General features: G+C 47.2%; 14 protein-coding genes and 1 rRNA gene (1 of these 15 running past the window's edge). 10 read left to right on the top strand and 5 right to left on the bottom strand.

Translation table 11 applies throughout. The features are described 5' to 3' along the window. Positions 1-604: ribosomal RNA gene (locus AR383_RS16035) — 16S ribosomal RNA — on the bottom strand (it extends 937 nt beyond the left edge of the window). 578 nt (positions 605-1182) lie between these two features. Between AR383_RS16035 and rapA the strand changes: the two genes are divergently transcribed. The 4 genes from rapA to AR383_RS16015 all read left to right on the top strand — a co-directional run bounded on the left by rapA (position 1183) and on the right by AR383_RS16015 (position 6702). Further along, complete coding sequence (gene rapA, locus AR383_RS16030; protein ID WP_055734042.1) at positions 1183-4101, top strand: RNA polymerase-associated protein RapA; 2919 nt, start codon at positions 1183-1185, stop codon at positions 4099-4101. 72 nt (positions 4102-4173) lie between these two features. Continuing rightward, positions 4174-4824 (top strand): pseudouridine synthase, encoded by a 651-nt coding sequence (locus AR383_RS16025; protein WP_055734041.1) that lies wholly within the window; start codon positions 4174-4176, stop codon positions 4822-4824. A gap of 61 nt (positions 4825-4885) precedes the next feature. Then, positions 4886-5665, top strand: coding sequence for a DUF3530 family protein (locus tag AR383_RS16020; RefSeq protein WP_055734040.1), 780 nt, complete (start codon positions 4886-4888; stop codon positions 5663-5665). Between the two features lie 80 nt (positions 5666-5745). Continuing rightward, positions 5746-6702, top strand: coding sequence for a D-2-hydroxyacid dehydrogenase (locus AR383_RS16015; RefSeq protein WP_055734039.1), 957 nt, complete (start codon positions 5746-5748; stop codon positions 6700-6702). A gap of 401 nt (positions 6703-7103) precedes the next feature. Here the strand turns inward: AR383_RS16015 and djlA are convergent, their stop codons facing one another. From djlA to AR383_RS16000, 3 genes are read right to left on the bottom strand one after another with little or no spacing between them, the layout of a single operon-like run. Beyond that, positions 7104-7916: a co-chaperone DjlA gene (djlA, locus tag AR383_RS16010; RefSeq protein ID WP_055734038.1), complete on the bottom strand. Its 813-nt coding sequence runs from the start codon at positions 7914-7916 to the stop codon at positions 7104-7106. 8 nt (positions 7917-7924) lie between these two features. Continuing rightward, positions 7925-8599 carry an N-acetylmuramate alpha-1-phosphate uridylyltransferase MurU gene (murU, locus tag AR383_RS16005; protein ID WP_055734037.1) on the bottom strand — a complete coding sequence of 225 codons (675 nt, stop codon included), beginning with the start codon at positions 8597-8599 and terminating at the stop codon, positions 7925-7927. Further along, positions 8586-9584, bottom strand: coding sequence for an aminoglycoside phosphotransferase family protein (locus AR383_RS16000; protein WP_055734036.1), 999 nt, complete (start codon positions 9582-9584; stop codon positions 8586-8588). The genes murU and AR383_RS16000 overlap by 14 nt, the downstream gene beginning before the upstream one ends. Positions 9585-9734: 150 nt before the next feature. Here AR383_RS16000 and lptD point away from each other — a divergent pair, with 150 nt between their 5' ends. The 6 genes from lptD to AR383_RS15970 all read left to right on the top strand — a co-directional run bounded on the left by lptD (position 9735) and on the right by AR383_RS15970 (position 16390). After that, entirely contained in the window at positions 9735-12011 is a 2277-nt protein-coding gene (gene lptD, locus AR383_RS15995; protein WP_188407571.1) for an LPS assembly protein LptD, read from the top strand. A gap of 61 nt (positions 12012-12072) precedes the next feature. After that, positions 12073-13350 carry a peptidylprolyl isomerase SurA gene (gene surA / locus AR383_RS15990; protein WP_055734034.1) on the top strand — a complete coding sequence of 426 codons (1278 nt, stop codon included), beginning with the start codon at positions 12073-12075 and terminating at the stop codon, positions 13348-13350. Beyond that, positions 13347-14345 carry a 4-hydroxythreonine-4-phosphate dehydrogenase PdxA gene (gene pdxA, locus AR383_RS15985; RefSeq protein WP_055734033.1) on the top strand — a complete coding sequence of 333 codons (999 nt, stop codon included), beginning with the start codon at positions 13347-13349 and terminating at the stop codon, positions 14343-14345. Before surA ends, pdxA begins: the two co-directional genes overlap by 4 nt. Then, positions 14338-15171: a 16S rRNA (adenine(1518)-N(6)/adenine(1519)-N(6))-dimethyltransferase RsmA gene (gene rsmA / locus AR383_RS15980; RefSeq protein ID WP_055734032.1), complete on the top strand. Its 834-nt coding sequence runs from the start codon at positions 14338-14340 to the stop codon at positions 15169-15171. The genes pdxA and rsmA overlap by 8 nt, the downstream gene beginning before the upstream one ends. Continuing rightward, positions 15161-15544: a Co2+/Mg2+ efflux protein ApaG gene (apaG, locus tag AR383_RS15975; protein WP_055734031.1), complete on the top strand. Its 384-nt coding sequence runs from the start codon at positions 15161-15163 to the stop codon at positions 15542-15544. Before rsmA ends, apaG begins: the two co-directional genes overlap by 11 nt. 12 nt (positions 15545-15556) lie before the next feature. Continuing rightward, positions 15557-16390, top strand: coding sequence for a symmetrical bis(5'-nucleosyl)-tetraphosphatase (locus AR383_RS15970; protein ID WP_055734030.1), 834 nt, complete (start codon positions 15557-15559; stop codon positions 16388-16390). Here AR383_RS15970 and folA read toward each other — a convergent pair. Beyond that, on the bottom strand, positions 16380-16868 hold the full coding sequence (gene folA / locus AR383_RS15965; RefSeq protein ID WP_055734029.1) for a type 3 dihydrofolate reductase: 489 nt from the start codon (positions 16866-16868) through the stop codon (positions 16380-16382). The genes AR383_RS15970 and folA overlap by 11 nt on opposite strands. Positions 16869-16893: the final 25 nt, after the last annotated feature.

Genomic DNA, 16893 nt, shown 5'->3' with positions numbered 1-16893 from the left:
CACATCTGGCTTAAAAAGCCGCCTGCGTACGCTTTACGCCCAGTAATTCCGATTAACGCTCGCACCCTCCGTATTACCGCGGCTGCTGGCACGGAGTTAGCCGGTGCTTCTTCTGTTGCTAACGTCAAATTATATGGGTATTAACCACACAACCTTCCTCACAACTGAAAGTGCTTTACAACCCGAAGGCCTTCTTCACACACGCGGCATGGCTGCATCAGGCTTGCGCCCATTGTGCAATATTCCCCACTGCTGCCTCCCGTAGGAGTCTGGGCCGTGTCTCAGTCCCAGTGTGGCTGATCATCCTCTCAAACCAGCTAGGGATCGTCGCCATGGTAGGCCATTACCCCACCATCTAGCTAATCCCACTTGGGCACATCTGAAAGCGAAAGGTCCGAAGAGCCCCTCCTTTGGTCCGAAGACATTATGCGGTATTAGCAGTCGTTTCCAACTGTTGTCCCCCACTCTCAGGCAGTTTCCCAAGCATTACTCACCCGTCCGCCGCTCGTCATCTTCTAGCAAGCTAGAAATGTTACCGCTCGACTTGCATGTGTTAAGCCTGCCGCCAGCGTTCAATCTGAGCCATGATCAAACTCTTCAATCAAAAGTTCTTTCGCTCAAGTTAAAAACTGAAATAGTACTGTGTTTTACAGTGCAAGCATCCAGTTCACTTAAGCTTAATTTTTTCGCTTAATGCCCTGTGAGTGCTCACACAGATTGCTTGATAAATTGTTAAAGAGCGTTGCTTCTTGCCGAAGCGAGGTGCGCATTCTACGCCATCCTCTGTGACTGTCAACCGCTTTTTTAAAACATTTTAAAAACCAGTTTGAAAGTCGCTAACTCAGCCCTAGGCCTTGTCAGCCCTGACTTGCATCCTCATCGCTGCGAAGCGCTGTGTGCCGTGTCAGTGGAGGTGCATTATAGGCATCGAATCTTTCGGCGCAAGCGTTTTTTGAAGAAAATCACAAGATTTAGTTCAAGTGCTCAGTTAGCAAACAATTTGCTGCTTATTTGACATGATTCGCTGCTTCTTAGCTAGATAACTATAGTTTATCTATGTCTGTTTGCTAGCTTCTATAATAAAGACGCAGATTATAAAAAGAGATTTTAGGTAAATTCTGGGTTTACATCACAAATGTATTGGATACCATAGCCGCCCTTTGTCGTTTGGAGTCTTTGCTGATGTCATTTTCTATCGGCCAACGCTGGATCAGTGATTCAGAATCAGAGTTAGGTTTAGGCACGGTTGTCGCTATAGAAGGTCGAATGGTGACCTTACTATTTCCAGCAAGCGGAGAGAACCGCTTTTATGCCATGGCTGATGCGCCAGTTACTCGCGTAGTATTCAATGTTGGCGATGAGATTAGCAGTACCGACGATTGGTCGATGACCATTAGCGAATTAGAAGAAGTCGATGAGCTCATTATTTACCATGGCGTTCGCCACGATACTCAAGAGCCTGTGCAACTGCGTGAGATGTTTTTAAGCCACTTCCTTAAATTCAACAAACCACAAGATCGCCTATTTGCGGGCCAAATAGACCGTTTCGACAGTTTTGTGGTGCGTTACCAAACCTTAGTGAAGCGCTTCGAACAACAGCAATCAGAATTAAAAGGTTTAATGGGAGGCAAGGTAAGCCTGATCCCCCACCAGCTATACATTGCTAGCGAAGTCGGTCGGCGCATTTCTCCACGGGTATTGCTTTCTGATGAAGTTGGCTTGGGTAAAACCATTGAAGCGGGCTTGATCATTCATCAGCAGTTAATTGCCGGCTTAGCTAAACGCGTCCTGATTGTGGTACCCGATGCGCTGCAATATCAATGGCTGATTGAAATGCTACGCCGCTTTAATATGCATTTCAGTTTATTTGATGAAGACCGCTGCATCGAAGCCTATGCCGACGCAGAAAATCCCTTTGAAACTGAGCAGCTGGTCTTATGTAGCTTAGACTTCCTACGCCGCAAGAAAAAACGCTTTGAACAAGTGGCCGAGGCAGAATGGGACTTACTAGTGGTAGACGAGGCCCATCACTTACAATGGGATGAACAAAACCCTAGCCGAGAATATCAGGTCATTGAACATTTAGCGCAACAAATTGCTGGCGTACTGTTGCTCACCGCGACGCCGGATCAATTGGGCCACCAAAGCCACTTCGCTCGCTTGCGTTTACTCGACCCAGACCGTTTCTACGACTACGCAGCGTTTTTAGAAGAAGAACAGCACTATCAACCGGTGGCCGAAGCCGCTCAGGCTCTACTTGATACTGGGCGCTTAAGCGATCAGCACGCTAATCAGCTTACGGAGTTGTTAAGTGAAAATGATATTCAGCCATTGATTAACTTAATTAACGATAAACAAGCGACTGAAGAGCAGCAACTGCAAGCTAAGCAAGAGCTATTACAACACCTGTTAGACCGCCATGGCACAGGGCGAGTATTATTCCGTAATACCCGCAATGCTATCGCAGGCTTCCCTAAAAGACAGCTCAGCGCTTATCCGCTCAATCTTCCCAGCCAATATAAAACGGCTTTGAAAGTGCAACAGATGATGCAGGGTAACAACAGTGGGCTGAATAACCAGCTGATGTTCCCAGAAGAGCTCTACCAACAGTTTGAAGGTGAAACGGAAAACAGCGCCAGTTGGACGCAGTATGATCCCCGTATCGATTGGCTAATTGACTTTTTGCTAGCCAATAAGCAAAAGAAGGTACTGTTGATTTGTGCGAAGGCTGCCACCGCCTTAGCCATCGAAGATGCGGTGCGTACCCGCGAAGGTATTCGCGGCACTGTATTCCATGAAGATATGTCCTTACTAGAGCGCGATAAAGCCGCTGCCTATTTTGCCCAAGATGAAGCGGGTGCTCAGTTAATGGTATGTTCCGAAATTGGCTCTGAAGGTCGCAACTTCCAGTTTGCTCAACACATAGTATTATTCGATTTGCCTACCAACCCAGACTTGCTTGAGCAAAGAATTGGCCGCCTCGACCGAATTGGCCAAAAACATGATATTCAAATTCATGTTCCTTATTTACAAGACACGCCTCAGCAAAGTTTATTACGCTGGTACCATGAAGGGCTGAATGCTTTTGAACACACCTGCCCTGCTGGTAGCGAAATATATAAAGAGTTTGGCGAGCGCTTAAACACTATATTAGCCAGCGCTGAGGCAGCCCCCGCTGAACTAGATGCCTTAATCAAAGACACAGCACGGCGCTACCAAGAGCTAAGACAAAAGCTCGATGCCGGACGAGACCGTTTATTAGAAATCCACTCTAGTGGCGGAACTAAAGCCCAGCAACTGATTGAAAAAATTCAAAGCGCCGAGCAAGACCCGCACTTTGTGACTTTCAGCCTACGCTTGTTTGACAGTATTGGCATCAATCAAGACGATAAAGGTGAAAATGCCCTAGTATTGCATGCCAGTGAACAAATGATAGTGCCCTCTATTAATGGTCTACCAGAAGACGGCTGTACCATTACCTACGATAGAGACACCGCCTTAAGTCGTGATGAAATTCAGCTTATGTCTTGGGAACACCCATTACTGCAAAGTTGTATCGATACCATTCTTGGTGCCGATCTAGGTACTAGTTCGGTTGCCCTATTGAAAAACCGCGCTTTGCCAGTGGGTAGTCTATTCCTTGAAGGCATATTCGTAGTAGAGACCAGTGCGCCAGCGGCATTTCAAATTGAGCGCTATTTACCCGCCACACCGGTGCGGATCCTGCTTGATAAAAATGGCGGCGACCTATCTGATAAGGTAGGTTTTGAGCAATTTAACCAGCAGCTTTCTGCGGTAAATCGTCACTTAGCAGCGAAATTAGTCAGTGCCTCTCAGCAGCAGATCCATCCCCTGTTGGCCCAAGCCAATAAGCTAGCTCAACAACAGCTCAGTGACATTGTCGCTCAAGCCAGCAACAAGATGAAACAGAGTTTGAATGCTGAACTGGCACGACTAGAAGCCCTAAGCGCAGTGAACCCGAGCATCCGCCAAGATGAATTGGCCACTATGCGTGAGCTAAGGGATAATGCCGATAACTACTTACAAAAAGCCCAAGTTAAGCTAGACAGCTTACGCGTCATTTTGGTTTCTCATAACTAAATAGCTTGATTTCGGTTTATTTACCTTGAGGCCTTAGCTTACACTAAGGCCTTAATTTTTAGAGCGCTTGTCATGCCAGATTTTGTATATCGCCCGCCCACGTCCCCCTACTTCAGCATCGTATATAAAGACGATGCGGTGATTGTGTTTAACAAGGCCAGTGGTTTGTTATCGGTGCCCGGTAGGATAGAAAAAGACAGCTTATGGCAGCGTGCCCAGCGGGTTTGGCCAGAACTTAAAGTGGTTCACCGTCTCGATATGGCCACCTCGGGTTTAATCGTGATGGCTTTAGGTAAACCGGCCCAAAGCCACCTCAGCCGTCAATTTCAACAGCGTAGAACTGCCAAAACCTATTACGCAGAAATTTATGGCCACCCCCAGCAACAACAGGGAGAAGTGGAACTACCACTACGCTGTGATTGGCCTAACCGCCCCAAGCAAATAGTTGACTTTGAGCTGGGCAAACACGCCTTAACCAAATGGAAAGTGCTAGAAACTCGCCCACATAGCAGCTTGGTGGAGCTACAACCCATAACCGGTCGTACTCATCAATTACGGGTGCACATGCAACAAATTGGCTGCCCAATTGTTGGTGATGGTTTTTACGCGACAACTGCAGCCAAAGCACTCAGTGAGCGGCTGCACTTACACGCCGCTAAACTGGGCTTTTATCACCCGCAAACCGAGCAATGGATGGAGTTTAACTGCCCGCCTCCTTTTTAACTAAAGCTAGAGCGGTGTTGACCCGATATAATAGAAGTGCTCACTAAAGGAACTGCTTATTTTGCGAAAACTTCTAGCCTGCTTACTTGCTTATTCAATCTCTAGCTCCGCCGTTTGGGCACAGTGGCAGGCGAGTGATTTTTCCCATTGGCAAGTGCAAGGAGAACTAAAACCACTGCAAGTGGCCGAGCAACAATATGTAAGCCTCTGGTTAGAAGAACAAACCCCTCAAAAGCGTGGCTCGATACTATTACTACCTGATTGGGGAGAGAGCCCCAGCGCGGCCAATAGCATCGATTCGCTTCGCCAGGCCTTACCACAATGGGGTTGGGAAACCGGCGCCATTCTTCCCCCTTCTCCCATGGCCGGTTTAATGCAAAGCAGCGCCATTACTCAGCAAGAAGAAGCCCGCCAACAATATAAACAAGATTTACAAACGCTATTGGAAGCAGCCAAGCAAGCTCAGCAAGAACAATTTGGTTTTCAGGTTATCGTGGCTCAAGGCGTAATGGGAGCTTGGCTGGTAGAGCTATTGGCAGAGCAGCAGTTGCCAGCTCCCGATGGCTTAGTCTTAGTCAGTGCCTACTATCCCGACCAGCAACTTAATCAACAACTGGCAGAACAAGCTGCGCAACTGTCGCTGCCAATACTCGATATTTACGCTGACGACTACAACCATTGGCAGCAAACTGCTCGGCAGCAACGGCTAATCGCCAGCACTAAAAGTCAAAAGCTCAATTATCGACAAACCGAGCTGCCGGCTACGGCTCAAACTCAGCCCAACAGCGCTAAACTCAATAAAGCCGTTTACGGTTGGTTTAATGCTTTAGGTTGGTATTAAATTAAACGCTTTCCAATGGCGGTAGGCGGTTTGAACGAATCTTGTTATGCTAAAAACACCCCAACTAGCTCAAGCTTACGATGAAAATTGTTTTTTTAGACCGCGCCACCCTCGCCGAACAAATTAATTTAAGAACCGCAAACTTCCCCCATCAATGGCTCAATTTTGAGACTAGCCTAGAGCAACAAGTAGTAGCGCGCGCTCAAGATGCAGATATCATCGTAGTCAATAAAGTACCGCTGCAAGCAGCCAGCTTAGCCCAACTTCCAAAGCTAAAGATGATTGCGGTCGCGGCCACCGGCACCAATAACGTCGACCTAAACTATGCTCAGCAAAAAGGCATCGTGGTCTCTAATATTCGCGATTACGCCGCGCAAAGTGTCGCTGAACATAGCATCGCGCTGATGTTTAATCTGCGCCGTAATATTATGGCGTACCACCACGCCATCCAACGAGGCCGCTGGCAACAAGCCCAACAATTTTGCTTCTTCGACTTTGCCATCGACAACTTAGCGGGGCAAACCTTAACGCTAATCGGCGGCGGCAACCTGGGTCAAGCCACCGCTAAATTAGCGCAACAACTCGGCATGCAAGTAGTATTTGCCGAGCGCAAGCTACGCTCCCCTCGCCCAGGGAAAGTCGCCTTTGAGGAAGCCTTAGCCATGGCCGATGTGCTCAGCATACACTGCCCACTAAACTCCGAAACCGAAGGCTTAATTAAGCAGCCAGAGTTTGCTGTAATGAAACCCAATGCCCTTGTCATCAATACTGCTCGTGGCGGCATTGTTGATGAACAAGCACTGTTAAATGCCCTACAAAGCAAGCAAATTGCCGGCGCAGCCAGTGATGTGTCGGTGCTAGAGCCGCCCGCTGACAATAGCCCCTTGAAGGAAGCGCTTAAGCTAGATAATTTTATTCTCACTCCCCATGTGGCATGGGCAAGCACCCAGAATATGCAGCAGTTAGCCGACCAACTGATCGATAATATCGAAGCTTTTGTGGCTGGCGACCCTCGCAATCAAGTGTTCGCCAATTAAAGGTTTTTAGGGTGTTGCTTTATGCTCTAGTAAGGCTGTTGAATGTCTTGAGAATGGAAGCGCTTAGGCTAAATAATTTTATTCTCACTCCCATGTGGCGTGGGCAAGCACCCAAAGTATGCAGCAGCTAGCCAATCAATCGACCGACCGACAATATCGAAGCCTTTATAGCGGGAGCCCCTCGCAGCCAAAAGTTCGCCAATCAAAGGTTTTTACGGTGCTGCTTTATGCTCTAGTAAGGCTGTTGAATGTCTTGAGAATGGAAGCGCTTAGGTGAGACAAGTTATTCCCCGCCATGTGGCATGAGCAAGCACCCAAAACATGCAGCAGCTGGCCGATCAACTGACCGACAATATCGAAGCCTTTATAGCGGGTGCTCCTCGCAACCAAGTGTTCGCCAATTAAAGGTTTTTACGGTGCTGCTTTATGCACTCGTAAGCTTGTTGAATGTCTTGAGTGCGCTGTTTCGCCAACTCCATCATTTCTGGCGGTAGGCCCTTAGCCACCAATTTATCTGGATGATGTTGGCTCATCAGTTTTCGATAGGCTCGTTTCACCTGTTGATCGCTATCTTGCGAGTCAACACCCAGTATTTGATAGGCTTCTTGTAACTGCTGAGTACTCGCTTGTGCCCGCTGTTGATGAGTGTAATTTTGATTATAATGTTGGCGAAACTTCAGTTCCGCTTCCCAGCGAGAAATCATCGACTCTAACTGGCGCTCTGAAAAACCTAAACCTTTTGCCACTCGCTGCAATAAGGCTCGTTCACTGGCATCAACCACTCCATCGGCAAACACGCCTTGCAGCTGGATCTCCATAAACATCTGCGACAAGTCCCAACGTCCACCAGCGGACTTAACGAAACGGGCAACTTGTTCATCAAGAGGAAAATCGGGATCTTTACCTTGGCGAAAAGCGTCTTGAGCCTGACGACGCACTTCGCCTTGCAAGCCCATCTTATCCATTAACAACGAGGCGACCTGAATTTCATGCTGAGTGACTACGCCCTTCGACTTAGCAATATGGCCAAGTACCGCAAAGGTAGAGAATAAAAACTCTTGCTGCACCAACTTACCATTACCATAAGAGAAGCCAAAACTCCCCCCTACTGCTTTATCGAAACGGTGACCTAGCCACAAACCGAGCAGCGCCCCAAATACGCCACCAAACATCAGCCCAAAAAATACTCCTAGAAGTTTTCCCCAAATACGCATAATTCGTCTCAATCTTTAACTAATTTCTGATTTAACTGTTGCAGTCGTTGCGGCGTGCCAACATCGACCCATAAGCCCTGATGCAGCTGCCCACTAACCTGCTGCTGTTGCATCGCCGCTCTTAACAAAGGGGCAAGGGCGCGTCGGCCTGGTGCTAAACCGGCAAAAAATGACTGGTGGTACTGTGCGATACCGCTGAAGGTAAAGGCTGGTTTATCCACCACTAGTTGGCCTTGCAAAGCAAAATCGCCCTTCGGGTGGTGACTGGGATTACTCACTAAATATAGATGCGCCAAACGCTGCTCAAGACTTGGCTGGCATAGCGGGCGATAATCCCAATCGGTCCACACATCGCCATTAACCACTAAAAATTGTTCAGCATCTAATAAGTCTAAGGCCTGAACGATCCCGCCAGCGGTTTCTAAAGCCTCAACTTCTCGGCTGTATAAAATATCTAGCCCCCAACGCCGCCCATTTCCCAAACGAGCTTCAATCTGCTCGCCTAAATAAGCGGTATTCACCACAATGCGCCGAATACCGGCAGCCTGAAGTTTATCAATATGCCATTCAATTAATGGCTTACCAGCAAGTTCTAATAAAGGTTTAGGGCAATGGTCGGTGAGCGGGCGCATCCGCTCACCACGCCCAGCCGCCAAAATCATCGCGGTATTAATGCAGCTCATCGCTAAGCCCCTTTGTCACGCTAGCCAACCACTGATGAAATGTCTGTAGTTCTGGATAGGCAGCGCTCACTTTCAAGGCATAACTGAGAGTTTGGGGAATAGCTGCCCGATAAGCCGCTTTACCATCTCGATGATCCAAACGACAAAAAATTCCAATCGCCTTGAGGTGGCGCTGTAAGCCGGTTAAATCAAACCAACGTTGCCATTGCTCTTCACTGACAGATTGAGCCAACGGAGCTGGCAAGTGTTGAAAATACTCCAAACTTAAGTCCTGAACCAAACTCTCAGGCCAGCCCACATAACAATCTCGCAGCAAAGACACTAGGTCGTAGCAGATCGGCCCCTCAACCATATCTTGAAAGTCGATCATAACCAGGCGCTGCTGCTCGAGCATTAAATTACGGCAGTGAAAATCACGATGCATCGCCACATAGGGCTGTTGCATAATCGCCTCGCTCAACTCACGGCACAAGCTTGACCAATCGGCTTGCTGTTGCCACGTATCGGGTAAGGCTAACTCTTGACCAACAAACCAATCAGCAAAAATATCCAGCTCTCGTTGAATGAACGCCGCGTCAAAACGTTCTAACTCAGGCAAACTCTGAACTGGTGTTTGTTGTAATTGAACAATTAGCCGTAAGGCTTGTCTATACAGTTGCTTAGCATTGCTTGGGGTTAATTGCTGCTCTAACAGACTCGAACCGAGATCTTGAAGGCATAAAAAACCGTCTTCCAAATCAGCAGCATAAACGCTAGGCACAGCAAGGCCTTGCTGGCTTAGCGCCTCAGCTAAGGCGACAAACTGATGATTTTTTTCAGTGCTTGGCGGCGCATCAACGGCAATGGCCGAGCGCCCGGCAAGCTCAAAACGAAAATAGCGACGAAAGCTGGCATCACCACTGACCATTTGCAAATCAGGAGAAGCAATCTTGAAGGTTTTTGACAGCCATTGCTGTAAAGCGGCTTGGCGCTGTAGTTTACTCATAATTTCTTATACTAAAAACAGCCTTTAAATAGCCGCTTACCAATAAATCCAGTATTATATGCGGCTAACTTTAACCACAGAATTCATTAAGCACAACGTTGATATCGCGCGCTTAGAATTTGTTTATATCAGGGAATGGTGCATATTTATATGTTCGTAACTACTCGGTGCCTGCAAACATCGCTAGGATTAGCGCTGTTGCTTTCCAGCCTTGGTGCTAACGCAGAAACACCGTTATCCATACCTCAATGTCGCGCCCACATCCCCGAGCGTATTGACCGTGGCCCCGTAGACCCTAATGCTCCTTACGTTGTAAAGGCGGACCAGGTACAGGCCACTCAAGGTGAGCGAGCCAGCTTTAACGGCAACGTTGAATTTTCCCAAGGCGCCCGTGTGTTAAAAGCTGAAAGCACCGTATTAGACGAACAAGCGCAAACACTGGAAGCTAACGGTAAAATTGAATTTCAGGACAATTTGGTCAGTGTTAAAAGTGATACTTTTAGCGCTAACTTAAAAGACAACAAAGCGAAGCTCAATTCGGCGGAGTACCAGCTGTTTGAGCAACAGGGACATGGCCAAGCCAAAAACCTAACCATCAATGACCAAAAAAATGTTTCCTTAGAGGATGCAAGTTATACCGCTTGCCCTCCCGATGATATTAGTTGGGAAATTCGAGCACAGAAAATCGACATTGATACCGAACAAGAATGGGCTACCACCAGAAACGCCACCGTAAGGCTGTTCGATGTACCGGTATTGTACTTACCCTATTTTTCTTACCCAATTGGGGACCAACGCCATAGTGGCTTTTTATTTCCAAGCATTTCTACCTCCACCAAAAACGGTGTAGATATCTCAGTACCTTATTATTGGAATATTGCGCCTAACTTCGATGCTACGATTACACCACGTCTAATGACTCGTCGCGGCGTGCAATTACAAAATGAATTCCGCTATTTATTGGGCCAACATAGCGGTTTAATCAACGCAGACTACCTGCCCAATGACGACTTACTAGACCGCGACCGTTACTTATTACATTGGGAACATCAAGGCCAGTATCGACGTCATTGGCGCTTCAACAGCGACTACAGCAAAATTAGTGATGACAACTATTTTAACGACTTGGGTGATGATCTGGGGAAACTCAACGAAAACCAGCTGATTCAAACTGGTAGTGTTGGTTACCACACCAAGAATTGGTATAGCCAAGTATTAGTGCAAGATTTTCAGGTGCTTGGTAATACTGAGCAACCTCATACCTTATTGCCACAATTAAGCTTTGTTGGAGATTGGGATCTCAATTGGCATAACTTGCAAGCAGGCTTTAGCTCTGAACTGAGTAATTTTGACCACAGTGACCCAAGCCTCTATACCGCACAGCGTTTACACCTTGAGCCCAGCCTAAGTTTGCCCTACGTGGTGCCAGCAGGCTTTTTTCAAGCGGACTTCGCTTTAATGCATACCTATTACCGACAAGACCAAGGCAATGACATTAACTACCGCTACTTAGCCGCCTCGACCAGTCGCACCTTGCCTAAGCTGAGCCTGCATGGGGGGCTTAACTTTGATAGAGATACCCTTTGGTTTGGCGAAGACTACACTCAAACCCTAGAGCCAGTGATTAAATATCTCTACATTCCTTATACCAACCAAGATGATATCGGTTTGTATGATACCGCTAGCCTACAACAAGATTACTACGGGCTATTTCGCGACCAACGCTATAGTGGTCTAGACCGTATAGCGGATGCCAATCAAATCACCTTAGGGGTTCATTCGCGCTTTCTTTCAGCCAATAACCAAGAAACACTGCGCTTAAGCTTAGGACAGATCATTTATTTTGAACCAAGCGAGACTACTCTAGTGCCGAATAGTGACTATTCTAGCAACTCCAGTTCTGCCCTAGCCTTTGAAATGGACGCCAATATTCGTGAAGATTGGTATGGTCACACCGGTTTGCAAATTGATACGCGCGAGGGTCGTCTCAATAAAGCCAATGCCGCCATCGAATGGCGCCCCGAAACCGAAAAACTAGTGCAATTGAACTATCGCTACTCGCTCGCCGATGAAACCATGATCGGTGACGTTAACCAGCTTGGCAGTAAAGTGGCTTGGCCAATCACCCCTACAATTTCAGCGGTAGGTAGCTACTATCGCGATATGATTCTAGACCGCAGCATAGAAAGCTATTTAGGAGTGCAATATAACGCCTGTTGCTGGGGGATTCGATTGACCTACCAACGAGGCCTGCAAAGCACCTATGTTGATTACAACTCCAACATCGACCGCGTGGGAGAATTTGATACTTCCGTTCGCCTAGATTTTGAAATAAAAGGCCTTGGCGGTAATGACCCCAGTGCCCGTGAACGAATGTTAGAAGGCGGTAACTTTAAATATGGTCGCCCCTTTTACCTCAACCATTAAAACCTTTAGTACAAATATGGTAAAGTAGCCGCGTTTTGCTTGCCGTAATGATAGGAACAAGATGAAGAAATTAATTTTGCTTAGTTTGAGTATATTACTGCTTAATACTGGGCTAGTACAGGCACAAGAACAGTTGCTGGATAAGGTTGTTGCCATTGTGAATAACGATGTGATCACCCAAACTCAGGTAGAAAAGCTCACCAATAAAGTCACACGCTTGTCTAAGCAAGAGGGACAAGCCCTACCACCGGAAAATGAATTGCAGCAGCAAGTGATGGATCGACTGATACAAGAAAGCCTGCAATTACAACTCGCCGAACGCTTAGGTATCAAGATCAGTGACACCCAGTTAGAAAATACTATTGATAACATCATCGCGGGAGAAAAAAAGACTCGCCAAGAGTTTCTAGCTGAGCTAGAGCAACAAGGGGTGAGCTACCAACAATTCCAAGATGAAATCCGCACCGAGATTATTCTGGGTGAAGTGGGTCGTAGCCAAGTGCAACGTCGAGTATCCATTTCAGACCAAGAAGTACAGGCTTTAATCAAACTCATCGAAGAGCAAGACAAAGGTACCGTACGTTACCAAGTCGGCCACATTTTGATCCGTATCGGTAACGATGAGGCTGCCGCACAGCAACAAGCCGAGCAGATAGTGCAACAACTTAAGCAAGGTGAAAACTTTAATCAGCTAGCCATGACTTACTCTCAAGGCCCCAAAGCCTTAGAAGGCGGTGACTGGGGTTGGATGACCATAGAAGAAATGCCCACCCTATTTGCTGGCGTAGTAGCCAACCAAACCAAAGGGTCAGTACTGGGGCCAATCCGTACCGACACTGGCTTACATATTGTGATGGTGTTAGATGCAGAAGGGCTACAAAAGGTAGAAACCTTAGAGGTTAATGCGCGCCATATTCTAATTAAACCTTCGATTATTCTGAGCGACCAAAAGGCCAAAAGCCTACTGTCAGAGTTTCGTGAACAACTTATTTCTGGGGAAGCCAACTTCGCAGAGCTGGCTCGCCAATACTCTGAAGATCCAGGCTCAGCGGTGCGTGGTGGCGAGCTAGGTTGGTCTGATCCCAGCGCTTATGTTCCAGCATTTAGAGATGCGGTAACTCGCTTAGCCGTTGGTGAAATTAGTCAGCCGTTTCGTTCAACCTTCGGTTGGCATTTATTAGAAGTGCTCGATAAGCGCACCACCGATACCACCAACCAAGCCAGCGAAAACCGAGCTCGCCAATTAATCTTTAATCGTAAATACAACGAAGAGATGCAAGCTTGGCAAGAAGAGCTTCGCGAAGAAGCCTATGTTGAGATTTTGGATGGTGACGCATGAGTAACACTGTCGCCAGAATCGCGCTCACTCCGGGCGAGCCTGCCGGTATTGGTCCAGACTTAGTGCTGGCGATTAGCCAGCAAGCTTGGCCGATGGAACTAGTAGTGGTGGCCGACCCTCAGCTCTTAGAAGAACGCGCCAAACTGTTAGGAATTAATATTCGCTTGCTGAGTTATCAACCCGAACAAGCAGCTAAGCCGCAGGCCGCCGGTACTCTCACCATTGCCCCTATTAACATGGGTGCTCCAGCCGTGCCCGGACTGCTAGATGAAGCCAACGGCCATTACGTACTTAAAACGCTGGAGTTTGCTTGTAAAGGCAACATGGATGGGCAATTTGCCGCGGTGGTTACCGGCCCCGTCAATAAAGGCATTATTAATAAAGCGGGAGTATCATTCAGCGGACATACTGAGTTTTTCGCCCAACAAGCGGGCTGCTCAGATGTAGTGATGATGCTAGCCACCGAAGGCTTACGAGTGGCCCTTGCCACCACCCACTTACCTTTAGCCTATGTGGCTAAAGCCATTACGCATGAGCGTTTGTACAATATCATCAGTATTTTGCATCATGACTTACAAAGTAAATTCGCGATTAAACAACCTAAAATTTATGTGTGTGGTCTCAATCCTCATGCTGGCGAAGATGGCCACCTAGGTCGCGAAGAACTCGACATCATTATTCCTCTTCTGGAACAAATGCGTGAAGAACATGGCATGAATTTAATTGGGCCATTGCCAGCAGACACGGTATTCCAAGATAAATACCTCGCCGAAGCCGACGCCGTGTTAGCGATGTATCACGACCAAGGTTTACCTGTATTGAAATATAAGGGTTTTGGCAAATCAGTAAACATTACCCTTGGCCTACCCTTTATAAGAACCTCAGTTGACCATGGAACAGCGCTTGAGCTGGCGGGAACTGGTGAAGCCGATCATGGAAGTATGATTACAGCCTTAGAACACGCCATCGACATGGTAGAGCGAGAACATGAATAAACAAGTTCATCAAGGGCATCGCGCCCGTAAACGTTTTGGCCAAAACTTCCTGAACAATGAGTCAGTGATTAGCCAAATCGTTGCTACGATCTACCCTCAAGAAGGGGAAAACTTAGTAGAAATTGGCCCCGGCTTGGGCGCATTGACCGAGCCCGTTGCCAATGCAGCAGGGCGTTTACATGTAGTGGAATTAGACCGCGATTTAGCTCAACGCCTGCGCGAACATCCACGCCTAGCTGATAAGCTCACTATTCATGAGATTGATGCCCTAAAGTTTGACTTTATGCAGTTAAGCCAGGCCCAGCAAAAAATGCGGGTATTTGGTAACCTGCCCTACAATATCTCTACCCCGCTAATTTTCCATTTATTAAGCTTTAGCAGCGCCATCTCTGACATGCACTTTATGTTGCAAAAGGAAGTGGTCAATCGCATGGCCGCCGGGCCAGACAGTAAAGCTTATGGTCGCCTTAGTGTCATGACTCAAGTGCAGTGTCGTGTTTTTCCGGCATTAGAAGTGCCGCCTGAAGCATTTATGCCACCACCAAAGGTAGACTCTGCAGTGGTTCGTTTAGAGCCTTATGAAAGCACTCTATACCCTCTCAACTCTCTAGCTACCTTAGATCGCGTATGTAAAGAAGCCTTTAACCAGCGCCGCAAAACCATTCGCAATGCCTTAGGTAATCTACTCAGTGTTGAACACCTCGAAGCCCTTGGACTAAAACCTACGCTACGCCCTGAAAATTTAACTATTGAGCAATTTTGTGATATTGCTAATTACATAGATAAAGAACAATTATTGCAGGCCTCTAGTAGCGATGACTCATAGCCCAGAATACGCTTTGGATATACAGGTAGAAACTGGCTTTCTACCTGAACATTCTGTTCCTGAGCAGCAACAATATGCCTTTTATTACACCATCACCATTCGCAATACCAGTGAGCAAGACTTACAGCTATTGCGCCGCCATTGGCTAATCACCGACGGCAACGGCGAAGTGAAAGAAGTAAAAGGAGATGGTGTAGTGGGTAAACAGCCACTGCTTAAACCAGAAAAGCCGTTTAGCTACACCAGCAGTGCTGTGCTCGCTACCGAGGTCGGTGTGATGCAGGGAAGCTACACTTTAGTCGACCAATCAGGCAATGAATTTGAAGCAGAAATACCGCCATTTCGCTTGTCCTTGCCCAACAAACTTCACTAATAGAGAAAACCAATGGCAAGTTATTTCGTTGGCGACGTCCAAGGCTGTTTGGACGAACTGCAAGCCTTACTCGAGCAATGTAAGTTTTCTCGAAAAAAAGATCAGCTATGGCTAGCCGGGGACTTAGTAGCGCGAGGCCCTAAGTCTCTGGAGACTTTGCGTTTTGTAAAAGACTTAGGCGATTCTGCGCACATCGTACTGGGTAACCACGACCTGCACCTACTGGCTGTTGCCAATGGCATTCACCGAGCTAAACGCCGCGATAATTTGCAAGCCCTATTGGATGCGCCGGACCGCGACGAACTGCTCGACTGGCTGCGCCAACAACCACTGATAAAGAAACACCCTGACTTTGATGTAGTAATGGTGCATGCCGGCATTTACCCCAAATGGAAAGTCAGCAAGGCCTTAAAGTTAGCTAAAGAGGTACAAGCAGAGCTAGCTGGCGACAACTACCTGCAGTTGTTACAGAATATGTACGGTAACGAACCAGCTCATTGGACAGACGAACTGGTCGGCTATGACAGATTGCGCTGTATTATCAATGTGTTTACCCGTATGCGGTATTGCTTTCCCGATGCCAGCTTAGATTTTGACTCTAAACTGCCACCCAATAAAAATAACAACCCAAACTTAAAACCTTGGTTTGAAATACCCGGTAAACACCTTAAGCAAACCCACATCATTTTTGGTCACTGGGCGGCTCTAATGGGGAAAAGCAAACATGCTTTAGTTTCTGGCTTAGATACCGGTTGTGTATGGGGAAACTATTTGTCGATGCTGCGCTGGGACGACCAGCGCATGTATACTCAAGCTTGCTTCAACAAAAATATGATTAAGCCCTAGCTAAGCTAACAAACTCCAAATCATAAGGGTTTTTATCATCCGCGGGATGACTTTCGCGGTGAAGCGTTTGCCAAGATGCTTGTTGCAGATAATCAGGGAAATAAGCATCCCCTTCTAATTCGGTATCAATAAAAGTTAAGTAGAGTGAATCCGCTAAAGGCAAACATTGTTGATAAATGTTTGCCCCGCCAATAATCATTACTTCCGCTTCATCCTTAACCCGCTCCAAGGCGGCCTCAACACTACTGAGCACTTCAACGCCAGCAATGCTAAGCTTGGGATTACGACTGACCACTATATTTAAACGCCCAGGCAGAGGGCGCCCAATAGATTCATAGGTTAAACGTCCCATAATCACCGGTTTGCCCATGGTTACCCGTTTAAAATGCGCCAAATCGGCGGGTAAATGCCAAGGCATTTGATTATCTTTACCTATTACCCGCTGCTTGGTCATTGCAGCAATCATCGCTAGCTTCACTCTACTACCTTATTTTTATCATTTA

The sequence above is a fragment of the Agarivorans gilvus genome, from assembly GCF_001420915.1.
Lineage (GTDB): Bacteria > Pseudomonadota > Gammaproteobacteria > Enterobacterales > Celerinatantimonadaceae > Agarivorans > Agarivorans gilvus.
Note: the sequence above shows the minus strand (reverse complement) of the source record. Positions and strands in the feature narration are given on the sequence as shown.